Origin of the sequence: Bacillus sp. FSL R10-2780 (genome assembly GCF_038006125.1) — a bacterium.
Classification (GTDB): Bacteria; Bacillota; Bacilli; order Bacillales; family Bacillaceae_G; genus Bacillus_A; species Bacillus_A cereus_U.
Genome location: NZ_JBBOUQ010000001.1, coordinates 1,662,938 through 1,685,028, shown reverse-complemented (window position 1 = coordinate 1,685,028; position 22,091 = coordinate 1,662,938). Strand labels below are relative to the sequence as shown.

Below are 22,091 nucleotides of genomic sequence, written 5' to 3'. Positions count from 1 at the left end.
ACAGTGAAGAGAGGTAGACGGAAAGTTAGTCTACAACTAGGGTGGTACCGCGATAAATATCGTCCCTACTGATTTATTCAGTAGGGACTTTTTGTATTTTAGTGGTCCAACTTGAAAATAAAATAGTCATGCGTTGAAAGGAAAAGGAGTAGTTGTTGTTTCCCTGTAACAGAGAGCTGGTGGTTGGTGCGAACCAGTACAAAAACAAGAGCGAATTACAGTCCTGGAGCATCTTTTTCGTAGTAAAGATAGTATTGTCTTTATGAAGGGAAAGACGGTCATATTGATCGTTAACAATGAAGAGAGGTAGACGAAAGAAGTCTACAACTAGGGTGGTACCGCGATAAATATCGTCCCTACTGATTGAATCAGTAGGGATTTTTTGTACAAAAAAAGTGATTTTTAACTAGTAGATAGTGTCTTTATGGTAATTATTAGTTTAAAATAAGAAGAGGTATCGATTCCACGAAGAAATTGTATAATTTATCAGTTCAGAAAATAGAGAATTTTACATTCTCTTACTATACTTTTAAAACATTAGAGGAGGATTTCCAAATGGCAAATCATGAATTAGATCAATTACGTAAACAGGTAGATGAAATTAACTTACAACTATTACACCTTTTAAACAAACGCGGTGAAATCGTTCAAAAAATTGGAGAGCAAAAACAAGTACAAGGTACGAAACGCTTCGATCCAGTACGTGAGCGTGAAGTGCTTGATATGCTTGCAGAGCATAACGAAGGACCATTCGAAACGTCAACGGTTCAACATATTTTCAAAACGATTTTCAAAGCAAGCTTAGAATTGCAAGAAGATGATAACCGTAAAGCATTACTAGTTTCACGTAAAAAGAAAAAAGAAAATACAATCGTTAATGTTAAAGGTGAATTGATTGGAAACGGAACACAAACGTTCATTATGGGACCTTGTGCGGTAGAAAGTTTAGAGCAAGTTCGCCAAGTAGGGCAAGCGATGAAAGATCAAGGACTTAAATTAATGCGCGGCGGTGCTTTCAAACCGAGAACATCTCCATACGATTTCCAAGGTTTAGGAGTAGAAGGTTTACAAATTTTACGCCAAGTAGCAGATGAGTTTGACTTAGCAATTATTAGTGAAATTTTAAATCCGAATGACGTAGAAATGGCGCTAGAATACGTTGATGTAATTCAAGTTGGAGCACGTAACATGCAAAACTTCGATTTACTACGAGCTGTAGGTAAGGTTAACAAGCCAGTATTATTAAAACGTGGTTTAGCAGCAACAATTGATGAGTTCATTAATGCAGCGGAATACATTATTGCACAAGGTAATGACCAAATTATTCTTTGTGAGCGCGGTATTCGCACATACGAAAGAGCGACACGTAACACATTAGATATTTCAGCAGTACCGATTTTAAAGAAAGAAACACATTTACCAGTTATCGTAGACGTAACACATTCAACAGGGCGTAGAGATTTATTATTACCAACAGCGAAAGCGGCACTTGCAATTGGAGCAGATGCAGTAATGGCGGAAGTACATCCGGACCCAGCAGTTGCGTTATCAGATTCTGCGCAACAAATGGATATTCCAGAATTCCATAGATTCATGGATGAGTTAAAAGGTTTCAAAAATAAATTATCTTAATTCCATATCATATATGCGCTGAAGAGGAAATAGTAGTGCTTATCTCACTGTTAAAGAGAGCTGATGGTCGGTGTGAATCAGTACAAAGGTAAGCATGAATTACAGCCTTGGAGCATCTTTCCCGCCAGCTTTTGAAGGGAAGGACGGTCAAACGATCGTTAAAGAAGAAGAGAGGTAGACGAAATAAGTCTACAACTAGGGTGGTACCGCGATAAACATCGTCCCTACTGAGCGCTCAGTAGGGACTTTTTTGTACAAAAAAATAATAAAGGGGTAAGAGAAATGAGATACATTACAGCTGGAGAATCACATGGTCCGCAGTTAACAGTTATTTTAGAAGGTGTACCAGCAGGTTTAACATTAACAGCGGAACATATTAATAAAGAATTATTAAGAAGACAAAAAGGGCATGGGCGCGGAAGACGCATGCAAATTGAAACAGATACTGTTGAAATTGTAAGTGGTGTACGTCACGGGATGACACTCGGTTCACCGATTACGTTAATCGTAAAAAATGATGATTTCAAACATTGGACGAAAGTAATGGGCGCAGAACCAATTTCAGAGCAAGAAAGTAAAGAAATGAAGCGTACGATTACAAAACCACGTCCAGGACATGCGGATTTAAACGGGGCAATTAAATACGGTCATCGTGATATAAGAAACGTATTAGAGCGCTCTTCTGCAAGAGAAACGACTGTTAGAGTTGCGGCTGGTGCAGTTGCGAAACAAATTTTGAAAGAACTAGGTGTGGAAATCGCAGGACATGTTCTTGAAATTGGCGGTGTAAAAGCGAAGCCTATTACTCAGTTGCCGATAGAAGAAATTCAAACGATTACTGAAAACTCACCTGTTCGATGTTTAGATAAAGAAGTAGAACAAGAGATGATGGATGCGATTGATGATGCGAAAAGTAGCGGAGATTCAATCGGTGGTATTGTTGAGGTAATTGCAGAAGGTATGCCAATTGGAGTTGGTAGCTATGTTCATTACGACCGTAAATTAGATGCAAAACTTGCCGGGGCTATTATGAGCGTGAATGCGTTTAAAGGTGCTGAAATCGGAATTGGTTTTGAAGCGGCAAGACAGCCAGGAAGTAAAGTGCACGATGAAATTATATGGGATGAAGAAAAAGGATACACGAGAAAAACGAACAATGCCGGCGGTTTAGAAGGCGGTATGACAACGGGAATGCCAATTGTCGTAAGAGGCGTAATGAAGCCAATTCCTACATTATATAAACCGTTAGCAAGTGTAGATATTGATACGAAAGAAGCGTTCCAAGCGAGTATTGAAAGATCTGATAGCTGTGCAGTACCTGCAGCAGGTGTTGTAGCTGAAGCTGTTGTTGCGTGGGAACTTGCAGATGCACTAGTCGAACAATTCGGAAAAGACCGCATGGAATTACTAAAGCAAAACATTACGCAACATAACAAATACGCAAAAGAATTTTAATGAAAAGGCGGGGTTAACATGCGAGTAAAAGATCAACTATCATCATTACAACCGTATAAACCAGGTAAATCACCAGAGCAAATGAAAGAAGTATACGGGAATCATTCATTTGTTAAGTTAGCATCAAATGAAAATCCATTTGGCTGTTCACCTCGTGTTTTAGGAGAATTACAAAAATCGTGGCAGGAACATGCATTGTATCCAGATGGCGGAGCTACAACGCTCCGTCAAACGATTGCAGAGAAATTACAAGTGAAAATGGAACAAGTGCTTTGTGGTAGTGGGCTCGATGAAGTCATTCAAATTATAAGCCGTGCAGTGCTCAGAGCAGGAGATAACATTGTTACTGCTGGTGCAACATTCCCTCAATATCGTCATCATGCGGTTATTGAAGGATGTAAAGTGAAAGAAGTTCCTTTAAATAACGGTGTATATGATCTAGACGAAGTTTCTTCAGCAATTGATGAACATACAAAAATCGTTTGGATTTGTAATCCGAATAATCCGACAGGCACATATGTTAATGAGCAAAAATTGACTCAATTTATTGAAGGTATTAGTGAAAATACGTTAATTGTCATTGATGAAGCGTACTATGAATACGTAACAGCAAAAGATTTTCCAGAGATATTACCACTTCTGGAAAAGCATAAAAACATTCTTGTACTTAGAACATTTTCTAAAGCATACGGATTAGCTTCTTTCCGCGTCGGATATGCAATTGGACAGGAAGAGTTAATTGAGAAATTAAATGTTGTCCGTTTGCCATTTAACGTATCTTCATTAGCGCAAAAAGCGGCAACGATTGCCTTTAGTGATGAAGCGTTTATTGAGGAAATAGTACGTATTAATAAAGAGGGATTACACCAGTACGAAAGTTTTTGTACAGAAAATGAAATCCCGTTTTATCCGTCGCAAACGAACTTTATCTTCTTACCAGTAGATGATGCTGGAGAAATTTATGAATCTTGCGCGCACGCTGGTTTTATTATTCGTCCGTTTCCAAATGGCGTGCGCATTACAATTGGAACAAGGGAACAAAATGAGGGAGTGATTTCAGTGTTAAAACAACACTTTGAAAATAAAAAAAGTAAGTCTCGAGATGAGGCAAATGTGTAAAAAGGTAGTATTAATTGGAACAGGATTAATAGGAGGCTCACTTGCATTAGCGATAAAAAAAGAGCACGATGTAACGATTACCGGCTATGACATATTTAAAGAGCAAGTAGAGCGCGCAAAAGAATTACATGTAGTTGATGAAGTAGCAGTAGATTTACAGAGTGCATGTGAGGAGGCACATTTAATTGTTTTTGCCTCTCCAGTTGAAGAAACGAAAAAGTTATTACACAAACTTGCATCATTTCATTTACGAGAAGATGTTATTGTTACCGATGTAGGAAGTACGAAAGGGACAATTATGAATGAAGCGGAAGCTTTATTATCAAAGAAAGTTTCTTTTATCGGTGGACATCCAATGGCAGGCTCTCATAAAACTGGTGTTGAAAGTGCAAAGGCGCACCTTTTCGAAAACGCATTTTACATTTTAACGCCAATGAATCACGTGCAGGCTGATCAAGTAGATGAGCTAAAAGGATGGTTAAAAGGAACAGGTTCACATTTTCTCGTTTTAAATACAAAAGAACACGATTATGTAACTGGCATTGTTAGTCATTTTCCGCATCTAATCGCAGCAGGATTAGTAAAACAAGTTGAGAAACATGCAGGGGATAACCCACTTATTCATCAACTGGCGGCAGGTGGATTTAAAGATATAACACGCATTGCATCAAGTAGTCCGAAAATGTGGAGTGATATCGTAAAACAAAATCGCGGTCATTTATTGGAACTATTAGAAGAATGGATCTCAGAAATGGAAGAGTTATATAAGACGGTTTCTAAAGGAGATGCAGGAGAAATACAAAGCTATTTTGCAGATGCGAAAGAATACCGTGACTCTTTACCGGTGCGAAAGAGAGGCGCAATTCCTGCCTATCACGACTTATACGTCGATGTTTTAGATAAAGTAGGGGCATTAGCTCATATTACGAGTATTTTAGCAGAAGAAGAAATTAGCATTACAAACTTGCAAATATTAGAAGCGCGCGAAGGATTGCTTGGGGTGCTTAGAATTAGCTTCCAAAGAGAAGAAGACCGCATGCAGGCAAAGCTGGCGCTAGGAAAAGAAGAATACCAAACGTATGAAACAATTTAAAAAAGAAGGTGAGAACGTGAAGGGAACAAAAATACAACCTGTAACTAATGGATTGAATGGAATAATTACAATCCCAGGTGATAAATCAATTTCGCATCGCGCTGTCATGTTTGGCGCAATTGCAGATGGAAAAACAACAATTAAAGGATTTCTTCCTGGTGCGGATTGTTTAAGTACGATTTCTTGTTTTAAAGAAATGGGAGTAGAGATTACGCAAAATGAAGACGAAGTTACGGTAATTGGAAAAGGATTAGAAGGTTTACAAGAGCCAAAAGCTGTATTAGATGTTGGTAATTCTGGTACAACGATTCGATTAATGTCAGGAATACTTGCAAACACACCATTCTTTTCTTGCGTGCAAGGTGATGCTTCAATTGCGAAGAGACCGATGCAGCGTGTAACAAATCCACTAAAGCAAATGGGCGCAAAAATTGATGGTCGAGAAGAAGGAACGTTTACGCCGCTAACAATACGCGGAGGAGATTTAAAAGCGATCCAATATGCTTCACCTGTCGCAAGCGCGCAAGTGAAATCAGCTATTTTACTTGCAGGTCTTCGTGCTGAAGGTGTAACAACTGTTACAGAACCTCACGTTTCGCGTGATCATACAGAAAGAATGCTTGAGGCGTTTGGCGTTACAGTAACTCGCGAAGGGAAAACTGTAAAACTAGCTGGTGGACAAAATCTAAAAGGAACAGACGTTCAAGTTCCGGGTGATGTATCATCTGCGGCATTTTTCTTAGTAGCAGGTGCAATTATTCCAAATAGTAAACTATTATTACAAAATGTAGGAATGAATCCGACTCGTACAGGTATTATTGATGTTCTTGAGAAGATGGGTGCTACGTTTACTGTAGAGCCAATTAACGAAGGTGCATCAGAGCCAGCTGCAAACATTACAATTGAAACATCGTCACTGAAAGGAATCGAAATCGGCGGGGATATTATTCCGAGACTAATCGATGAAATTCCAATTATCGCCTTAGCAGCAACACAAGCAGACGGAATTACAGTCATTAAAGATGCACACGAGCTAAAAGTGAAAGAAACGAATCGTATCGATACAGTCGTTGCTGAACTAACGAAACTAGGAGCTCGCATTGAAGCGACCGACGATGGAATGATTATTTACGGTAAATGTAAGCTAAAAGGAACTACAGTACATAGTCACGGTGATCACCGCATTGGAATGATGCTTGCGATTGCTGGCTGCATTGCTGAAGGAGAAACAACAATTGAAGATGCAGAAGCAGTAGGTGTATCGTATCCTACATTTTTTGAAGAGCTTCAAATATTAGCTAAATAAATTGATGAGAGGCAGATGCGTAATGTATCTGCTTTTTTATATAAGATAGGTGTCGATATTCTTTGTCGAAGCGTCGATATAATTTCATTCACTGTACTGGAATATTAAGAATTATGGTACAATTCAAACAAGGAATGGAGGAGAAATATATGAACGTTATACAATTAAAAGAAGATAAGTTTAGAGAAGCATTACGTTTATCAGAATATGCTTTTCAATATAAAGCAAATGAAGAATCGGTAGAGCAGAAAATTACACGAATGAAGGAAAGTCATCAAATATACGGCATTATGGAAGGTGAAGAGTTAGCGGCAAAACTGCATCTTATTCCGTTTCATACTTACATAGGAAAAGAAAAGTTTAAAATGGGCGGCGTTGCAGGGGTAGCGACGTATCCAGAGTTTAGAAGAAGCGGATATGTAAAAGAGTTGCTTCAGCACTCCCTTCAAACGATGAAAAAAGATGGATATAGTGTATCGATGCTACATCCATTTGCCGTTTCATTTTACCGTAAATACGGCTGGGAACTTTGTGCGAATCGCCTTACATGTCATATGACGAAGAGCGATTTAGTTATGAAAAAACAAGTGAATGGTACTGTGAAACGATTCAATAAAGAAAATCACCCAGAAGAGGTCGAGAAGATCTATGAAACATTTGCAGAACGTTTTTCTGGTATGTTAGTTCGAGGGTCTAAATGGTGGCTACAAGCGGTATATCATGAATTAACATTGGCAGTTTACTATGATGAAAATAAGAATGCAGCTGGTTACATTTTATACAAAATAGAGAATTCTAAAATGACAGTAGAAGAATTTGTCCCATTACATAATGAAGCGAGAAATGGCCTTTGGAATTTCATTTGCCAACATGATTCTATGATAAAAGATCTAGAAATGATACTAAGTGAGACAGAACCACTTCTTTACACATTGCAAGAGCCACGAGTGAAGGCAGAAATTAAACCATATTTTATGGGTAGAATTGTAGATGTGGAGCAGTTTTTAAAGCAATATGAGTTTAATTGGAACAATGCGCAGCAAGAAGTGATCTTACAGATTACAGATTCATTTGCTCCGTGGAATAACGTATCAGTGAGACTTGCAAATCATGAAATAACAATTATGAAAGAAGAAACAATAGATAAAGGAATTAGGCTGGATATTAATGCGCTATCTACAATAATGTTTGGCTACAAGCGCCCATTAGAACTAAATGAACTGGAATTAATTAGTGGAAGCGAAGAGGAGATACGAGTATTTGAAAATGTAGTACCGGTGCGTGAAGCATTTATATATGATTTCTTTTAATTTGGAAATATGAAATCGAGCTGTCTCCAAAAGAAATTTTGGTACAGCTTTCTCTAATCGTTGTCAGTTTTTGTCGGTGAGTCGATATATCTTGAAAATCGCTGATATAATTTTATTCACAATCATGGGATATAAAAATGCTACATTACTTTGTCGCACACTTGACTTTTAACCCATGTAATTTATAATTAAAAACGGAATGAATTTTCATTCCTGGAAATTGAGGTGGGAAAAGTGGCTAAAAATAAACAAGAGGATATTTTTGATGCTGCGATGCAACTTTTCGCAGAGCGAGGTTACGATGGTACGACGATTCCGATGATCGCTGAAAAAGCTAATGTCGGCGCTGGTACTATTTATCGCTATTTTGAAAATAAAGAGGCACTCGTTAACTCATTATTTTCAGAAAGTATGTTACAACTATCTGAAACAATAAAAACAGATTTTCCTGTTGAAGCAAATATTCGTGAACAATTTAGTCATACGTATAATCGTTTATTTGAATTTGCGAGAAACAATGTGGATGCTTTTCTTTTTACAAATTCTCACTGTGATAGTTATTTTCTTGATGAACAGAGTAAGAAAATATTTGACGACTTTATAGGATTTTTTATGAATATTATAGAGGGTGGGATTGAAAAAGGCCTTCTTCGTCCATTACCTCCAGTTGCTTTAATTATTATTGTATATCAGCCGCTTGAAAAATTAACAAAAGTAATGGCGACAGGGCAATTAGAATACTCAAAAGAATTAGTAAAAGAATTGGAAGAAAGCTCTTGGAATGCTATTAGAATCATTTGATTCTATAGCTTTATAAGGATAGGAATGAACATTCATTCCTAAATAGATATGAAAATTGGAGATGATATGTTTGTATAGCTAAAGGAATGAATATTCATTCTGGTAAGAGTAGTTTAATAGCGTTTATAAAATAATTTAATAGGAATGAACGTTCATTCCAAAATGATAGTTTTCAAATAATAGGAATGAATATTCATTCCGAAGGAAACATAAACCTCTAAAAGTGGGAGATGATTAATATGAGCAAGTTAAAAAGTTGGAGAAGTTTATCTTTTCTATTATGGATAGTTATTACTATTACAATGGTCGTAACGATGCCTAATATGGATAAATTAGTGAAAGAAAAAGGGCAAATTACGATTCCTAATACAGAACAAAGCAGTATTGCTGACAAAATGATAAAAGAGATGGATAAAGAAGGGGCTCAAAAGTATGAAATTATAGCCGTTTTTAATAGTGGAGATAAAAACGCTTTAACGAAGGAACAAAAAGAGGAAATAACAAAAACAATCAACGCTTTACAAAATGAAAAAGAGCAATTGGGAATTAAGGAAGTAGTTTCACATTTAGATAATAAAGATCTTGAGAAACAATTAGTTTCTAAAGATAATACGACTATTTTAACGCAAATATCGGTAGACAAAAAACATGGTGAAATATCAAAAGTTGCAAATGTACTTCATAATAAAATTAAACCGAAAGGAGTTAAAACGTACTTAACAGGAAGTGATTTAATAGCGGGTGATTTTCTTACATCCTCTCAAGAGGGAGTGAAAAAGACAGAAGTTATTTCAATCATTTTCATTCTTGTAGTATTAATCATTGTATTCCGTTCACCAGTTGTTCCGATTGTTTCTCTTCTTACAGTTGGTGTATCGTATTTAGTCTCAATGGGGATTATTTCTCATCTTGTAGATCAATTTAATTTTCCGTTTTCTAACTTTACGCAAGTATTTGTAGTTGTCGTACTGTTTGGAGTGGGAACAGATTATAACATTTTATTATATACGAGGTTTAAAGAAGAATTAAGTAAACAAGAAAATGCATATTTAGCTACGAAAGAAACATTTAAATCAGCAGGTAAAACCGTTTTATATAGCGGAATTGCAGTGCTAATTGGTTTTGCAGCACTTGCTTTAGCAAGTTTTAAATTATATCAATCTACTTCAGCGGTAGCAATTGGTGTCGCAGTATTACTACTCGTATTAACCACTTTAAATCCATTTTTCATGGTGCTATTAGGAAAAGGAATGTTTTATCCAGTTAAAACATTTAAAGGACATGAGGATAGTCGTTTATGGGGATTCTTTGCGAAAAATTCAGTAGCAAGACCATTTATCGCTTTAATTATTGTATTAGTGATATCGATTCCTTTCGTATTAAAATATTCTAACACGCTTAATTACAATGATTTATTTGAAGTGGATAATAAATATGAATCAAAAATGGGGATTAACGTAATAGAAGAGCATTTTTCGCCTGGTTTTTCTTCACCAAGTACGTTAGTCATTCAATCGGATAAAAAGTTAGATGAGGCGACTTCTCTACAAACCTTAGATGAACTAACTGATAAAATCTCGAAAGTTAAAGGAGTTTCAGAAGTATATTCACCGACGCGTCCAACCGGTGAAAAGATAAAAGAATTATATTTAAACAAACAGGCAGGAGAACTAAATACAGGATTAGGAGATGCCAATGGTGGCATAAAAGAAATTAATGATGGTTTAACGGATGCTAAAAATAAAATGGGTGGTAATGACTCAAATAGTCTTGCGAATGTTCAAAAGTTAATTGATGGAACGAACGAGGCGAAAAATGGGGTATCGGCATTAGGAACAGCTTTAAATCAATTATCGAATGGAATAAACGATGGAGCACAAGGAGCGAAGCAAATTGAGAGTGGGTTAGCTTCATTAAACGAAAATATAAATGTGTTATCTAATGCAACTTCGCAACTTCATGCTGGTTATGCTCAGCTAGAAAAAGGTTTAAGTTCTTACAATCAATATTTCGGAAGTATTTCTCAAGCGATTGATGGTGCGAAAAAAGGATACGAACAAATTGAAATGTTAATGAACAATTTCATTCAAACGAAACCAGAATTAGCAAATGATCCTAACATTCAGCAAACATTAGGAATTGCAAAGGAAGCTCAGAAGCAATTAAGTGTACTTTCAAATGAATTAAATCAATTAGCAACGCAGCATAAAGCAGCAATGGGTTCATTTAAAGAAGCGAATCAGTCGTTACTGAAAGTAGATAAAGGTTTAAAAGAAATGAATAATGGCGTTACACAATTACAAAAAGGCGCTGGTGAGCTGGAAAATGGATTAAATGAAGGAGCCACAGGTTCAAAACAAATTGCAAACAAATCAGCTGAGTTAAAATCCGGTTTAACGAAAATAAATGATGGGCAAGGACAGTTATTAACTGGGCTTAAGGATTTGCAAGAAAAGATGGGGCAATTACAATCAGGCTTATCTAAAAGTACAGAAGGTTTAGGCAAAGTAAGTAACGGTCTAGGAGATGCTCAAAAATATTTAGGCGAGCTTAATGAATCAAAAAGTTCTGAGAAATTTTATATTCCAAAAGAAGTTTTAGAGGGAGAAGATTTCCAAAAAGCTTTGAATACGTACATGTCACATGATAGAAAAACTACTAAAATGACAATCATTTTAGATGTAAATCCGTATTCAAAAGAAGCGATGCCAATTATTCAAGAAATTAATAAAACAATAGATGGTACTTTAAATGGAACTGAAATAAAAAGTACGAAAAAAGCAATTGGCGGGACAACAGCTAGAAACGTTGATTTAAAAGAAGTAACCGGGCAAGATTTCTTACGTACTGCTACGATTATGTTAATTGGTATTACGCTTGTTTTAATCGTGATCACACGTTCATTCTTAAACTCAATCTTTATCATTGGATCGTTAATTTTAGCGTACTTTGCATCGCTTGGTATTAGTGAACAAATTAGTGCACATGTATTAAACGTAGAGTCATTAAGCTGGAATGTTCCATTCTTTAGCTTCATTATGATTGTCGCTTTAGGAGTGGATTATAGCATTTTCATAATGATGCGATACAATGAGCTAGAAGGGGATTCAGTAACGAAAATTGTAAATGCATCTCGTCATATAGGAGGAGTCGTATTATCAGCGGCACTTATTTTAGGCGGGACATTTGCAGCGTTAATTCCTTCAGGTGTATTAACGCTAATACAAGTGGCATTAGTTGTTGGCATTGCCCTTATACTACTAGCTTTAATTGTTATGCCAATTTTATTACCAGCTTTAATAGGGTTAACGAGTAAAATACAAAGTTATAAAAAGAAAATAATTGATACGAAGTAATAAAAAACTGTAGAGAGTGTGTTCTCTACAGTTTTTTATTGAAAAACAGAGTGAAGAACGTTTGCGAATAAACGGAAAAACACTTTCTAATATATGGTGAAATATAGTTAGGGAGATGCGGAAAATATCCACGCTCTTTTTTGCAGTAAGAGGGGTTTATGGGTAACAACCAGATCATTCGTTTATTGTATGGTATTTTAAGTTTTGTTGGGGCAATTATATTCTTGAGGTTGTGTGAATATCTTTTTGATATTAATTTGTATAACGAAATGACCGATTCATTTATATTCTCTTTTTCAAAATACATAATATCCCAATGGAATATCGTGTGTTTCCGTTTGTTTCGAGTATTGTTACTAGTATTATGTAAATAACATTTCTTTAAAACGCTGTATTAGCTAGTAAATCAATATAATAACCACACTATAAAAGTAATCAATCGTTGCTATTCATCCAGCTTCTACTATATAATAGCTATAGTCTACAATAATTGAGTCGTAATATGCGATTTTTTAGGACAATCGGTGAGAAAACGCTGAAATAAGCGGTATTAGTAGGAGGACACAAATGATTACAGTAAGTAACGTTAGTTTGCGTTTCGCAGATCGCAAATTATTTGAAGATGTTAACATAAAATTCACGCCAGGTAATTGCTACGGTTTAATCGGAGCAAACGGTGCTGGTAAATCAACATTTCTAAAGATTTTATCTGGAGAAGTTGACCAATCAACAGGTGACATACATATTACGCCAGGTGAGCGTCTAGCAGTATTAAAACAGAATCACTTCGAATATGAAGAGTTCCCTGCACTAGAAACAGTAATGATGGGTCACACACGTCTTTATAAAGTAATGCAAGAGAAAAATGCAATTTACATGAAAGAAGACTTTAGTGATGAAGATGGCATGCGTGCTGCAGAACTTGAAGGTGAGTTCGCTGAGCTAAACGGTTGGGAAGCTGAGTCAGAAGCTGCAATCCTTCTAAAAGGATTAGGCATCGGTGAAGATATTCATGATAAAAAGATGTCTGAATTAACAGGGGCAGAGAAAGTAAAAGTATTACTTGCTCAAGCTTTATTTGGTCAACCTGACATTCTATTACTAGATGAGCCTACCAACCACTTGGACTTAAAAGCGATCCAATGGTTAGAAAACTTCTTAATGAACTTTGAAAATACAGTTATCGTTGTATCCCATGACCGTCACTTCTTAAATAAAGTATGTACGCACATGGCTGACCTTGATTTCGGTAAAATTCAATTATACGTTGGTAACTATGACTTCTGGTATGAATCAAGCCAATTAGCATTAAAACTAACGCAAGATTCTAACAAGAAAAAAGAAGAAAAAGTAAAAGAGTTACAAAACTTTATTGCACGCTTTAGCTCAAATGCATCTAAAGCGAAACAGGCAACTTCTCGTAAAAAATTGTTAGATAAAATTACATTAGATGATATTAGACCATCATCACGTCGTTATCCGTTCGTTGGTTTCACACCAGAACGTGAAGTAGGAAATGACCTATTAACAGTTGAAGGTATTTCGAAAACGATTGATGGCGAAAAAATATTAGATAATGTGAACTTCACTTTAAATAAAGGTGATAAAGTTGCATTTATCGGACGTAACGATATTGCGATGACAACATTATTTAAAATTCTTATGGGTGAAATGGAGCCAGATAGCGGTTCATTCAAATGGGGTGTAACAACATCTCAGGCTCATTTCCCAAGAGATAACTCTGAGTACTTCGAGAACAGTGATTACACTTTAATTGATTGGTTACGTCAGTTCTCTCCACAAGATGAATCAGAAAGTTTCTTACGTGGTTTCTTAGGCCGTATGCTATTCTCTGGTGAAGAAGTAAAGAAAAACGTTTCTGTTTTATCTGGAGGAGAAAAAGTTCGTTGTATGTTATCTAAAATGATGTTAAGCGGTGCAAACGTATTAACATTAGATGATCCAACGAACCATTTAGACCTTGAGTCTATTACAGCATTAAACAACGGTTTAATCACATTTAAAGGAACATTACTATTCACTTCTCATGACCATCAGTTCGTACAAACAATTGCAAACCGTATTATCGAAGTAACGCCAAACGGTGTAGTTGATAAGGTAGCAACGTATGATGAGTTCTTAGAAAATGAAGAACTTCAAAAACAAGTTGATGCAATGTACAAAGGTCAATAATGAATGATTAAAACCCCCGCTCTCTTTTATGAGAGCGGGGGTTTTGTGTAATATTTTCAAGAAAAAAACATTCGTTTTAATATGAAGTGGTGGAGAGTTAAAATGAATAATTATTCAAAAATAACATTAGTGATGATAAGAAATTTTGATGTTGCACCTGAAGAAATGGTTTTTTACATTGGAAGGGACGAATAAAGTAACGGAAAATACTCCTGAAGTAGGAGTAAGTTAGGAAATTGTTGATCATCGTGATGGAAAAGATTATCGAGTAATTGGGGAAGTTAGTTATAAAGGATAGGATTGTAGAAAAAGTGTAGTTTGAGCAATTACTTCAAACTACACTTTTTCTTATGTGAAATATGTACCAAAATTGGAGATAGATTAGTTTGCAAATGAGGAAATAAAGGATTATAGTTTGTGGAGTCATAATTAGTGGATGAGTCTTGGGAGAAAACAGGAAATGTTACAAATGTATTTTGTTAAATAGAAACCAAGGTCAAAATGTTTAGAAAGAAATAGTTGAATAAATAATAACTTCAAATTATAATTACTAATATTCTTCATATAGTTAAATAAATAAAATCTATGTGAAGAAGAAAAATTGAATAGAGAGAAAGACTTATACAAAATAAGCCTTGGATGATTAAAAGAGGTGGAGAGATGCAACAATTGTTATTAAAGAGTAAACGAGTATTAAGTAATCATTTTGGATTTTTCGTATTTGCAGTTATTTTACTTTGGTTAAAAACATATGCAGCATATGTGATAGAATTTAATTTAGGGATATCGAATACAATCCAAAAGTTCTTACTGTTTTTTAACCCGTTAAGCTCAGCAGTTCTATTTTTAGGACTTGCATTATTCGCAAAAGGGAAACGAGCTTACATTTGGTTAATTATTATTAATTTGCTAATGTCTATACTTTTATACGCAAACGTAGTATATTACCGCTTTTTCAGCGATTTTATTACGTTCCCGACATTAACACAATCGAATAACTTTGGAGATTTAGGTAATAGTATTTTTGCATTGCTACACTTATATGATCCACTATATTTCTTAGATACAATCATTTTAATTGTTTTAGTCGCAACGAAATTTGTAAATCCTAAACCAATCCGTGTTGCGAAGCATAAATTATCGCTAGTATTTGTAGCAGGTATTTTATTCTTTAGTATTAACCTAGGACTCGCAGAATCGGATCGTCCTCAGTTATTAACTAGAACGTTTGACCGCAATTATATTGTGAAATATTTAGGAGTGTATAACTTTACGATTTATGATGGTATTCAAAGTGCGAAAGCATCAACAGAACGAGCATTAGCGGATGGAGATAATATGACAGAAGTTAGAAACTATCTTACATCAACATATGCAAGTCCAAATCCTGAGTACTTCGGTAAAGGAAAAGGAATGAACGTAATTTATATTCATTTAGAGTCATTCCAAAACTTTTTACTAAACTATAAGCTAAATGGCCAAGAGGTTACACCATTCTTAAACTCATTTACAAAAGATGCGAATACGTTATACTTTGATAACTTCTTCCATCAAACAGGACAAGGTAAAACATCTGATGCGGAGTTTATGTTAGAGAACTCAATGTACGGATTACCACAAGGATCTGTTTTTACAAATAAAGCTAATAACACGTATCAATCAGCACCAGCTATTTTAGGTCAACAAGGATACACATCAGCAGTGTTCCACGGTAACTACAAAACGTTCTGGAACCGTGATGAAATTTATAAATCATTTGGTTTTAATAAATTCTTTGATGCGTCATACTATGATATGAATGAAAAAGATGTAGTAAACTATGGCTTAAAAGATAAACCGTTCTTTAATGAATCAATTCCGTTATTACAAACGTTGAAGCAACCGTTCTATTCGAAGTTCATTACGTTATCGAACCATTTCCCTTATCCGATTGATAAAGCGGAGGCAACGATTGAACCAGCGAAAACAGGTGATTCATCAGTAGATACGTACTTCCAAACAGCACGCTATTTAGATGAATCTGTAAAAGGATTCATTGATTACTTGAAACAATCTGGTTTATACGATAACTCAATTATCGTTATGTACGGTGACCATTACGGTATTTCAGATAATCATAGTGCAGCAATGTCTCAAATAATGGGTAAAGAAATGAACTCATTTGAAAATGCTCAATTACAACGTGTACCTTTAATCATTCGCGTACCAGGAATGGAAGGCGGTGTACAACATCAATACGGCGGAGAAATTGACGTTCTACCAACGTTATTACACTTACTAGGTACAGATACGAAAAATTATGTCCAATTCGGGTCAGATTTATTATCACCAGAGCATAAACAAGTCGTTCCGTTCCGTAACGGTAACTACGTAAGCCCAACAGTTACAGCACTTAACGGCAAATATTATGATACAGCGACTGGGAAACCTGTAGAATTTACAGATGAAATAAAACAAAATGAACAAATGGTTCAAAAATCACTAAAATACTCCGATCAAGTTGTTAACGGTGACTTATTACGATTCTACACACCAGAAGGATTTACACCAGTAGAACCTTCTAAATATAACTATAACAATCGTGATAAAGATAAAACGAAGGTGAAGACGACTGAAGACGGGGAAACAAAATAAATAATAAAAAATCCTACTCGTATTCCATACGGGTAGGATTTTTTATTTTAAGATTTACTTTCGAATTTTTGGAGTGCTACTTTTTTAGGCATAAAACATGCAATAATCAAAGCTACAAAGGATAAGACTAACATAAATACGTAGGCATCACTTGAGCTGAAGATAGAAGCTAATTTCGTTACTTGCATAGCTGATATGCTTCCGTTCTCACTAGATAACTGTGAAGTATGTGAAGTGGATTGAATTGTATACACAGTGATAATGACTGCTGTTCCTATAGCACCAGCTAATTGACGTACGGTATTATTCACTGCGGAGCCATGTGAACCCAATTCTCTTGGTAAAGCGTTTAAACCTGCTGTATTTAAAGGCATCGAAATGAAACTTAGTCCAATGCGTAGAATAATAGTACGAACCATTAAATACATATAAGTGGTGGATTCGGTCAAGTCAATTACACCCCACATTGATATAATGATACATATTAAACCTGTAATAAAGAGTGGTTTTGCCCCGTATTTATCAAACATTTTACCTGTGATAGGTGATAAGAAGGCATTAATTACAGCGCCAGGTAATAGAAGTAAACCGGATTCAAAAGCAGTGAAACCTCGTCCATTTTGCAAGTAAATCGGTAAAAGAATTAAATCAGCATACATAATCATCGTAATGAGTACGTTAATGACTGATGTAAGAGTGAAAATTTTATATTTAAATACGGATAAATTTAGCGTTTGAATTTATGGGAGAAAAAGATGGGGAGTTTCACCTTATCATTCGCTTATCGCTGGAACTTAATCCCTCATGGTGTAAGGAAGAGGAGTACGAATTCTCTATCAGTATCACTCAAGATAATAGAGAGAATATTATTCGTTCTATTGAAGAGCAGCGAAAGAAATTCCCAAAACGATAATAAAAAGACTTGATAACCTACTAGAGGAAATCAAGTCTTTTTCATTAAATACGATTATCATGCCAGAAGTTTAATGGGAAGTGTTCGTTCTCATGATAGCTTTCTAATTCATATCCTCTTTCTTTCAGCCCTTTAATAATTCCAGGTACTGCTTTAACTGATTGTGGATGAATATCGTGCATAAGAATAACTTCTGTTGGATTTGTAGCACCAGCTAGAACGTTTTCTACGATTTTAGCAGATGCAGCATCAACTGGCATTTTGTTGTATTTCCAGTCTAATGAATCAATTGTCCAATCCCATACTTTTAAACCATTCTCAACAACTTTGTTGCGAAGGGCTTCATTTAATCCTGGCATTGAGCCGTAAGATGGGCGAGTTAATACTGGTGATTTGCCTAGAACGCCAGCGATTAAGCCTTGGTCTTCTTTCATTTCATCAACGTAATGACCTTCTGTGTAAAGCTTCTTGTAGTTATGAGTCATACTGTGCATCCCAACATAGTGGCCTTCAGCATCTTCACGTTTTACAAGATCAGGGAAAGCTTTTACGTTTGAACCAATTAGGAAGAATGTTGCTTTTGCATTTTCACTCTTTAACATATCTAAAAGCTCAGCTGTGTATTTTCCAGGACCATCGTCAAATGTTAAGTAAGCGACTTTTCTAACTTGCCCGTTATAGTGCTTTGGAGCTTCTTTCGGAGCAAGGGATGTTTGAATTTCACTTACAAGTTGAACAGATTTAGCGTCATCCTCTGTACTTGCTAGAGCGATATGTGTTGATCCGTAAGCAGCTTCGTATGTAAATAATACCCCGGCGCAAATCAACAGAGCCCTTTTCACTAAAGTTGTCATCCGAATTCCATTGTGCATAATTTTCCTACTCTCTATAAAAGTTCTACTCTACTATATTAGCAATTTTAGAGGGGGAAATGCAAAAAAACTTTTTTACAAGCGCAAAAAAGTTTGTCCAAAAGTATGCAAGATTTTATAATAATTGCGTCTTAAATAAATGGGATAAAAAAATGGATAATCTTAATCTTTAATAGGAAACACTACAAAGGATATTAATTTTAGGAGGTGCTTTAATTGAAGTATAAAAAAATACTTTCTATATGTATGACAAGCATATTTACAGTAGGACTGCTATTTGGGTGTAATACAGCTCAAAAGGATGAACAGGAACCAGATCCAACGGAGGAACCTTCTGAGCAAAGAAAACAGGATGAGAATAAACAGCAAGATCCTTCTAAAGAAAAAAATAATGAGTTAAATAAAAAGGATGAACAGGAGCCAGATCCAACTGAAGAACCTTCCGAAGAAAGAAAAGAGAAAAAAGAAAATGAGTAATTGCGGATTAGTAAAATTTACAGCATAAAAATAGAAATAAGTAACTTTAAATTATAAAAGCCCTTTTCTCTTCATTTAAGGAAAGTGGCTTTTATACGTTTTAAACATTCCTTTAGAAAGGTCATTCTTATTAATAGATTATCGGTCCAACGATATAGATTGGACCAACTTATACTGCATTGCTTAGGAAGTGAAATGGTTATGGGCTAAAAAGATGAAAAGATTTTTTGAGGCCAGTTTTAAAATTTCACATACCGTATTTTAAAAATAAATATAGGAAAACCAAAAAGTAATGTAGAATATATCGTACATACATATGTGAAGTCAACAGAATATATAAAAGAGGTGGACCTATGTTACTTGAAGAAGTAATGCAGCAACTAGAAGAATATGGGACAGAACAAACTCGTAAGACGTATAAAAACCATGGGGCGAAAGAGCCGTTATTTGGAGTTAGTTTTGCAAATTTAAAATTGTTGAAAAAGAAGATAAAAAAAGATCATGATTTAGCAATCTCATTATGGGAAACAAAAAATATGGACGCAATGACTTTAGCAACAATGGTTTTAGATCCGAAGAAACTAACGTCAGAACAGCTAAATAGATGGGTTCAAGATGTTGATTATTATTGTTTAATGGACGTTCTTATGACAGCTATATGTACGTCGCCAATCGCGATAGAAAGAATGGAAGAATGGACGAAGTCTGATGATGAATGGATTGGAAGAGCTGGTTGGTCATTATTAGCGAATATCGCAATAAAAAATAAAACGTTTGACGATGACTTTTTCTTACCGTATTTAGAAGAGATTAAAGTTCATATACATAATGAAAAAAATCGTAAAAGAGAAGCGATGAATAGAGCTTTAATTGCGTTAGGGGTTCGAAATGAAGCTTTAGAGCAACAAGCAATTGAAATCTCACGTGAAGTTGGAAAAGTAGAAGTTGATCACGGTGAAACGTCATGCAAAACACCAGATGCAGAATCCTATATTAAAAAGACACGAGAAAGAGCTGAAAAGAAGAAAGTAAAATAAGAGAAGGAGAAAGGCTATGAAACCAATTGAAGCGGCACGAAGTATTATTACATCACAATTTTCGAATTGTGATGTTGCTTTACTAGGGGGAAGTGTTGCTAGAGGAGAGGCTACGAAAACATCTGACCTTGATATTGTAATATTTGACCAAAGTTTGTCATCTTGTTATAGAGAATCTTTCTATAGTAATGGCTGGCCTGTTGAAGTATTCGTACATAATTTTGAAACGTACAAAACCTTTTTTAAAAGTGATTGTGAGCGCGGGCGACCTTCATTACCTCAATTAGTTTCAGAAGGGATTGAATTAAAAGGTAAAGATAAAATTGTAGAGATACTCAAAAGAGAAGCGAATGGATTATTAAATAAAGGACCAGAGAAATGGTCAGAAGAAACGATGAAACAGAAACGCTATTTTATTACGGATACTTTGGATGACTTCATTGGTGCAACAAAGAGAGAAGAAGAATTGTTCATCGCAAATTTATTAGCTGATTTAGTACATGAATATGTTTTAAGGGTAAATGGTCAATGGCTTGGAAATTCAAAATGGTTTATTAGAGTGTTAAGAAGGTATGACGAGCAATATGCAGAACATTTTGTAGCGGCTTTTGATCATTTTTATAAAACAGAGGAGAAAAATGAATTAATTACGTTTGTAGAAAACACGCTAGATCAATACGGAGGAAGAATGTTCGAAGGATTTTCTATAGGGAAATGAGAAGGGGATAGCAAAGTGAATATACCATTCGTTCAATTAAGAGAATTGACACTAGACAATGTAGAAGATCGATATCAATGGTCATTAGATACAGAAGTAACAAAGCATTTAGTTGTACCAAATCAATATCCACCGTTCACTCGTGAAGATACGAGAAGGTGGATTGAAGCATGCATAAGTCGAGAGAATGGTTATGAACAACGAGCTATCGTTACAAAGGAAGGTATACACATTGGATGGGTAGACCTAAAAAACTTTGATAATACAAATAAAAATGCCGAACTAGGGATTGCAATTGGAAATAAAGAATATTGGGGTAAAGGATATGGAATGGCAGCTCTATACAGTATGTTACAAATCGGCTTTTCTGAATTCCAATTAGAAAAAGTTTGGCTACGAGTAGACGAAGATAATTTACAAGCAAGAAAGAGTTATGAAAAAGCTGGATTTGTTTGTGAAGGAATAATGAGAAATGATCGATTACGTCAAGGTAAGTTCATTCATCGCTATCGTTATAGTATGTTAAAAGAAGAATATCAATTTTTATTTAATAGTCTATAAAAATATTATGTAAACTTAAAGGGGATAGGGAAAATGATTCGATTACTTTCTAAAGTAGATGCGGAGCAATATTGGGACTTACGTTTACAAGCATTACAAGTAAACCCAGAGGCATTTGTAACAACTTATGAAGAGGCGATTCGCCAGGAAAATCCTATTAAGCGAGTGGAAAGTAATTTAACAGCTACAACTAGTTGTACATTCGGTGCTTTTAATGAGAAAAATCAATTAATTGGAGTTGTCACTTTACTAACAGAAGAGAAAGAGGCATATAAACATAAAGGTCATATCGTTGCGATGTATGTAGATGCACAAAATAGACGTAATGGACTGGCACGTGAGTTAATTGCAAATGCAATTCAAAGAGCGAGAGAAATAGAACTAGAGCAATTGAACTTAGGGGTTGTATCCACAAACGAACCAGCAAAAAAATTGTACGAATCAATGGGCTTTAAAACGTATGCAATTGAAAAAAGAGCTATAAAGATGAATGGTGTGTATAGTGATGATGAAAATATGGTGTTGTTTCTTTAAAGACTACATCCATAATGAGATTTTCGAATATTAATTATATTCATTTTGTTGTATAGTATAACAAGAAACTAAACAAGGGG

General features: G+C 35.3%; 16 protein-coding genes, 2 pseudogenes and 3 other annotated features (1 of these 21 cut by a window edge). Of the genes and pseudogenes, 16 read left to right on the top strand and 2 right to left on the bottom strand.

What is annotated here, in order from left to right; all coding sequences use genetic code 11:
- Positions 1-70, top strand: a binding site (T-box leader) (it extends 167 nt beyond the left edge of the window).
- 54 nt (positions 71-124) lie between these two features.
- Positions 125-361 (top strand) — a binding site (T-box leader).
- A gap of 194 nt (positions 362-555) precedes the next feature.
- The 10 genes from NSQ47_RS08820 (at position 556) to NSQ47_RS08775 (ending at position 16,899) form a co-directional block, all read left to right on the top strand.
- Positions 556-1,632, top strand: coding sequence for a bifunctional 3-deoxy-7-phosphoheptulonate synthase/chorismate mutase (locus NSQ47_RS08820; RefSeq protein ID WP_002161401.1), 1,077 nt, complete (start codon positions 556-558; stop codon positions 1,630-1,632).
- A gap of 9 nt (positions 1,633-1,641) precedes the next feature.
- Positions 1,642-1,861: a binding site (T-box leader), on the top strand.
- Positions 1,862-1,914: 53 nt separating this feature from the next.
- Positions 1,915-3,087, top strand: coding sequence for a chorismate synthase (gene aroC, locus NSQ47_RS08815; protein ID WP_002161402.1), 1,173 nt, complete (start codon positions 1,915-1,917; stop codon positions 3,085-3,087).
- An 18-nt stretch (positions 3,088-3,105) separates the two neighbouring features.
- Positions 3,106-4,206: a histidinol-phosphate transaminase gene (gene hisC / locus NSQ47_RS08810; protein WP_340824387.1), complete on the top strand. Its 1,101-nt coding sequence runs from the start codon at positions 3,106-3,108 to the stop codon at positions 4,204-4,206.
- The gene (tyrA, locus tag NSQ47_RS08805) at positions 4,199-5,299 is read left to right on the top strand and encodes a prephenate dehydrogenase (RefSeq protein WP_340824385.1); all 1,101 of its coding nucleotides are present in this window, start codon (positions 4,199-4,201) and stop codon (positions 5,297-5,299) included. Before hisC ends, tyrA begins: the two co-directional genes overlap by 8 nt.
- 16 nt (positions 5,300-5,315) lie before the next feature.
- Positions 5,316-6,605, top strand: coding sequence for a 3-phosphoshikimate 1-carboxyvinyltransferase (gene aroA, locus NSQ47_RS08800; protein ID WP_340826901.1), 1,290 nt, complete (start codon positions 5,316-5,318; stop codon positions 6,603-6,605).
- A gap of 149 nt (positions 6,606-6,754) precedes the next feature.
- Entirely contained in the window at positions 6,755-7,915 is a 1,161-nt protein-coding gene (locus tag NSQ47_RS08795; protein WP_078174298.1) for a GNAT family N-acetyltransferase, read from the top strand.
- 234 nt (positions 7,916-8,149) lie between these two features.
- Positions 8,150-8,716, top strand: coding sequence for a TetR/AcrR family transcriptional regulator (locus NSQ47_RS08790; RefSeq protein WP_016105167.1), 567 nt, complete (start codon positions 8,150-8,152; stop codon positions 8,714-8,716).
- Between the two features lie 239 nt (positions 8,717-8,955).
- On the top strand, positions 8,956-12,072 hold the full coding sequence (locus NSQ47_RS08785; protein ID WP_078181104.1) for an MMPL family transporter: 3,117 nt from the start codon (positions 8,956-8,958) through the stop codon (positions 12,070-12,072).
- 567 nt (positions 12,073-12,639) lie between these two features.
- Positions 12,640-14,265: an ABC-F family ATP-binding cassette domain-containing protein gene (locus NSQ47_RS08780; RefSeq protein ID WP_002161410.1), complete on the top strand. Its 1,626-nt coding sequence runs from the start codon at positions 12,640-12,642 to the stop codon at positions 14,263-14,265.
- A gap of 660 nt (positions 14,266-14,925) precedes the next feature.
- Positions 14,926-16,899: an LTA synthase family protein gene (locus NSQ47_RS08775; protein ID WP_341036651.1), complete on the top strand. Its 1,974-nt coding sequence runs from the start codon at positions 14,926-14,928 to the stop codon at positions 16,897-16,899.
- Positions 16,900-16,946: 47 nt separating this feature from the next.
- Here NSQ47_RS08775 and NSQ47_RS08770 read toward each other — a convergent pair.
- Positions 16,947-17,630: pseudogene (locus NSQ47_RS08770) on the bottom strand (MFS transporter); the annotation flags it as partial.
- On the opposite strand from NSQ47_RS08770, the pseudogene NSQ47_RS08765 reads away from it, so the two are divergent.
- Positions 17,615-17,812: pseudogene (locus tag NSQ47_RS08765) on the top strand (WapI family immunity protein); the annotation flags it as partial. The pseudogenes NSQ47_RS08770 and NSQ47_RS08765 overlap by 16 nt on opposite strands.
- 44 nt (positions 17,813-17,856) lie before the next feature.
- On the opposite strand, the gene NSQ47_RS08760 reads toward NSQ47_RS08765, so the two are convergent.
- Complete coding sequence (locus NSQ47_RS08760) at positions 17,857-18,684, bottom strand: peptidoglycan-N-acetylglucosamine deacetylase (protein WP_340824376.1); 828 nt, start codon at positions 18,682-18,684, stop codon at positions 17,857-17,859.
- A 216-nt stretch (positions 18,685-18,900) separates the two neighbouring features.
- Here NSQ47_RS08760 and NSQ47_RS08755 point away from each other — a divergent pair, with 216 nt between their 5' ends.
- The 5 genes from NSQ47_RS08755 to NSQ47_RS08735 all read left to right on the top strand — a co-directional run bounded on the left by NSQ47_RS08755 (position 18,901) and on the right by NSQ47_RS08735 (position 22,011).
- Positions 18,901-19,161, top strand: coding sequence for a hypothetical protein (locus NSQ47_RS08755; protein WP_002161418.1), 261 nt, complete (start codon positions 18,901-18,903; stop codon positions 19,159-19,161).
- A 353-nt stretch (positions 19,162-19,514) separates the two neighbouring features.
- Positions 19,515-20,198 carry a DNA alkylation repair protein gene (locus tag NSQ47_RS08750; protein ID WP_340824372.1) on the top strand — a complete coding sequence of 228 codons (684 nt, stop codon included), beginning with the start codon at positions 19,515-19,517 and terminating at the stop codon, positions 20,196-20,198.
- Positions 20,199-20,214: 16 nt separating this feature from the next.
- Positions 20,215-20,916, top strand: coding sequence for a nucleotidyltransferase domain-containing protein (locus NSQ47_RS08745; RefSeq protein ID WP_341036648.1), 702 nt, complete (start codon positions 20,215-20,217; stop codon positions 20,914-20,916).
- A 15-nt stretch (positions 20,917-20,931) separates the two neighbouring features.
- Positions 20,932-21,477, top strand: coding sequence for a GNAT family N-acetyltransferase (locus NSQ47_RS08740; RefSeq protein ID WP_340824367.1), 546 nt, complete (start codon positions 20,932-20,934; stop codon positions 21,475-21,477).
- A gap of 33 nt (positions 21,478-21,510) precedes the next feature.
- Positions 21,511-22,011, top strand: a complete 501-nt coding sequence (locus tag NSQ47_RS08735) for a GNAT family N-acetyltransferase (protein ID WP_286097669.1) — start codon at positions 21,511-21,513, stop codon at positions 22,009-22,011.
- Positions 22,012-22,091 lie beyond the last annotated feature (80 nt).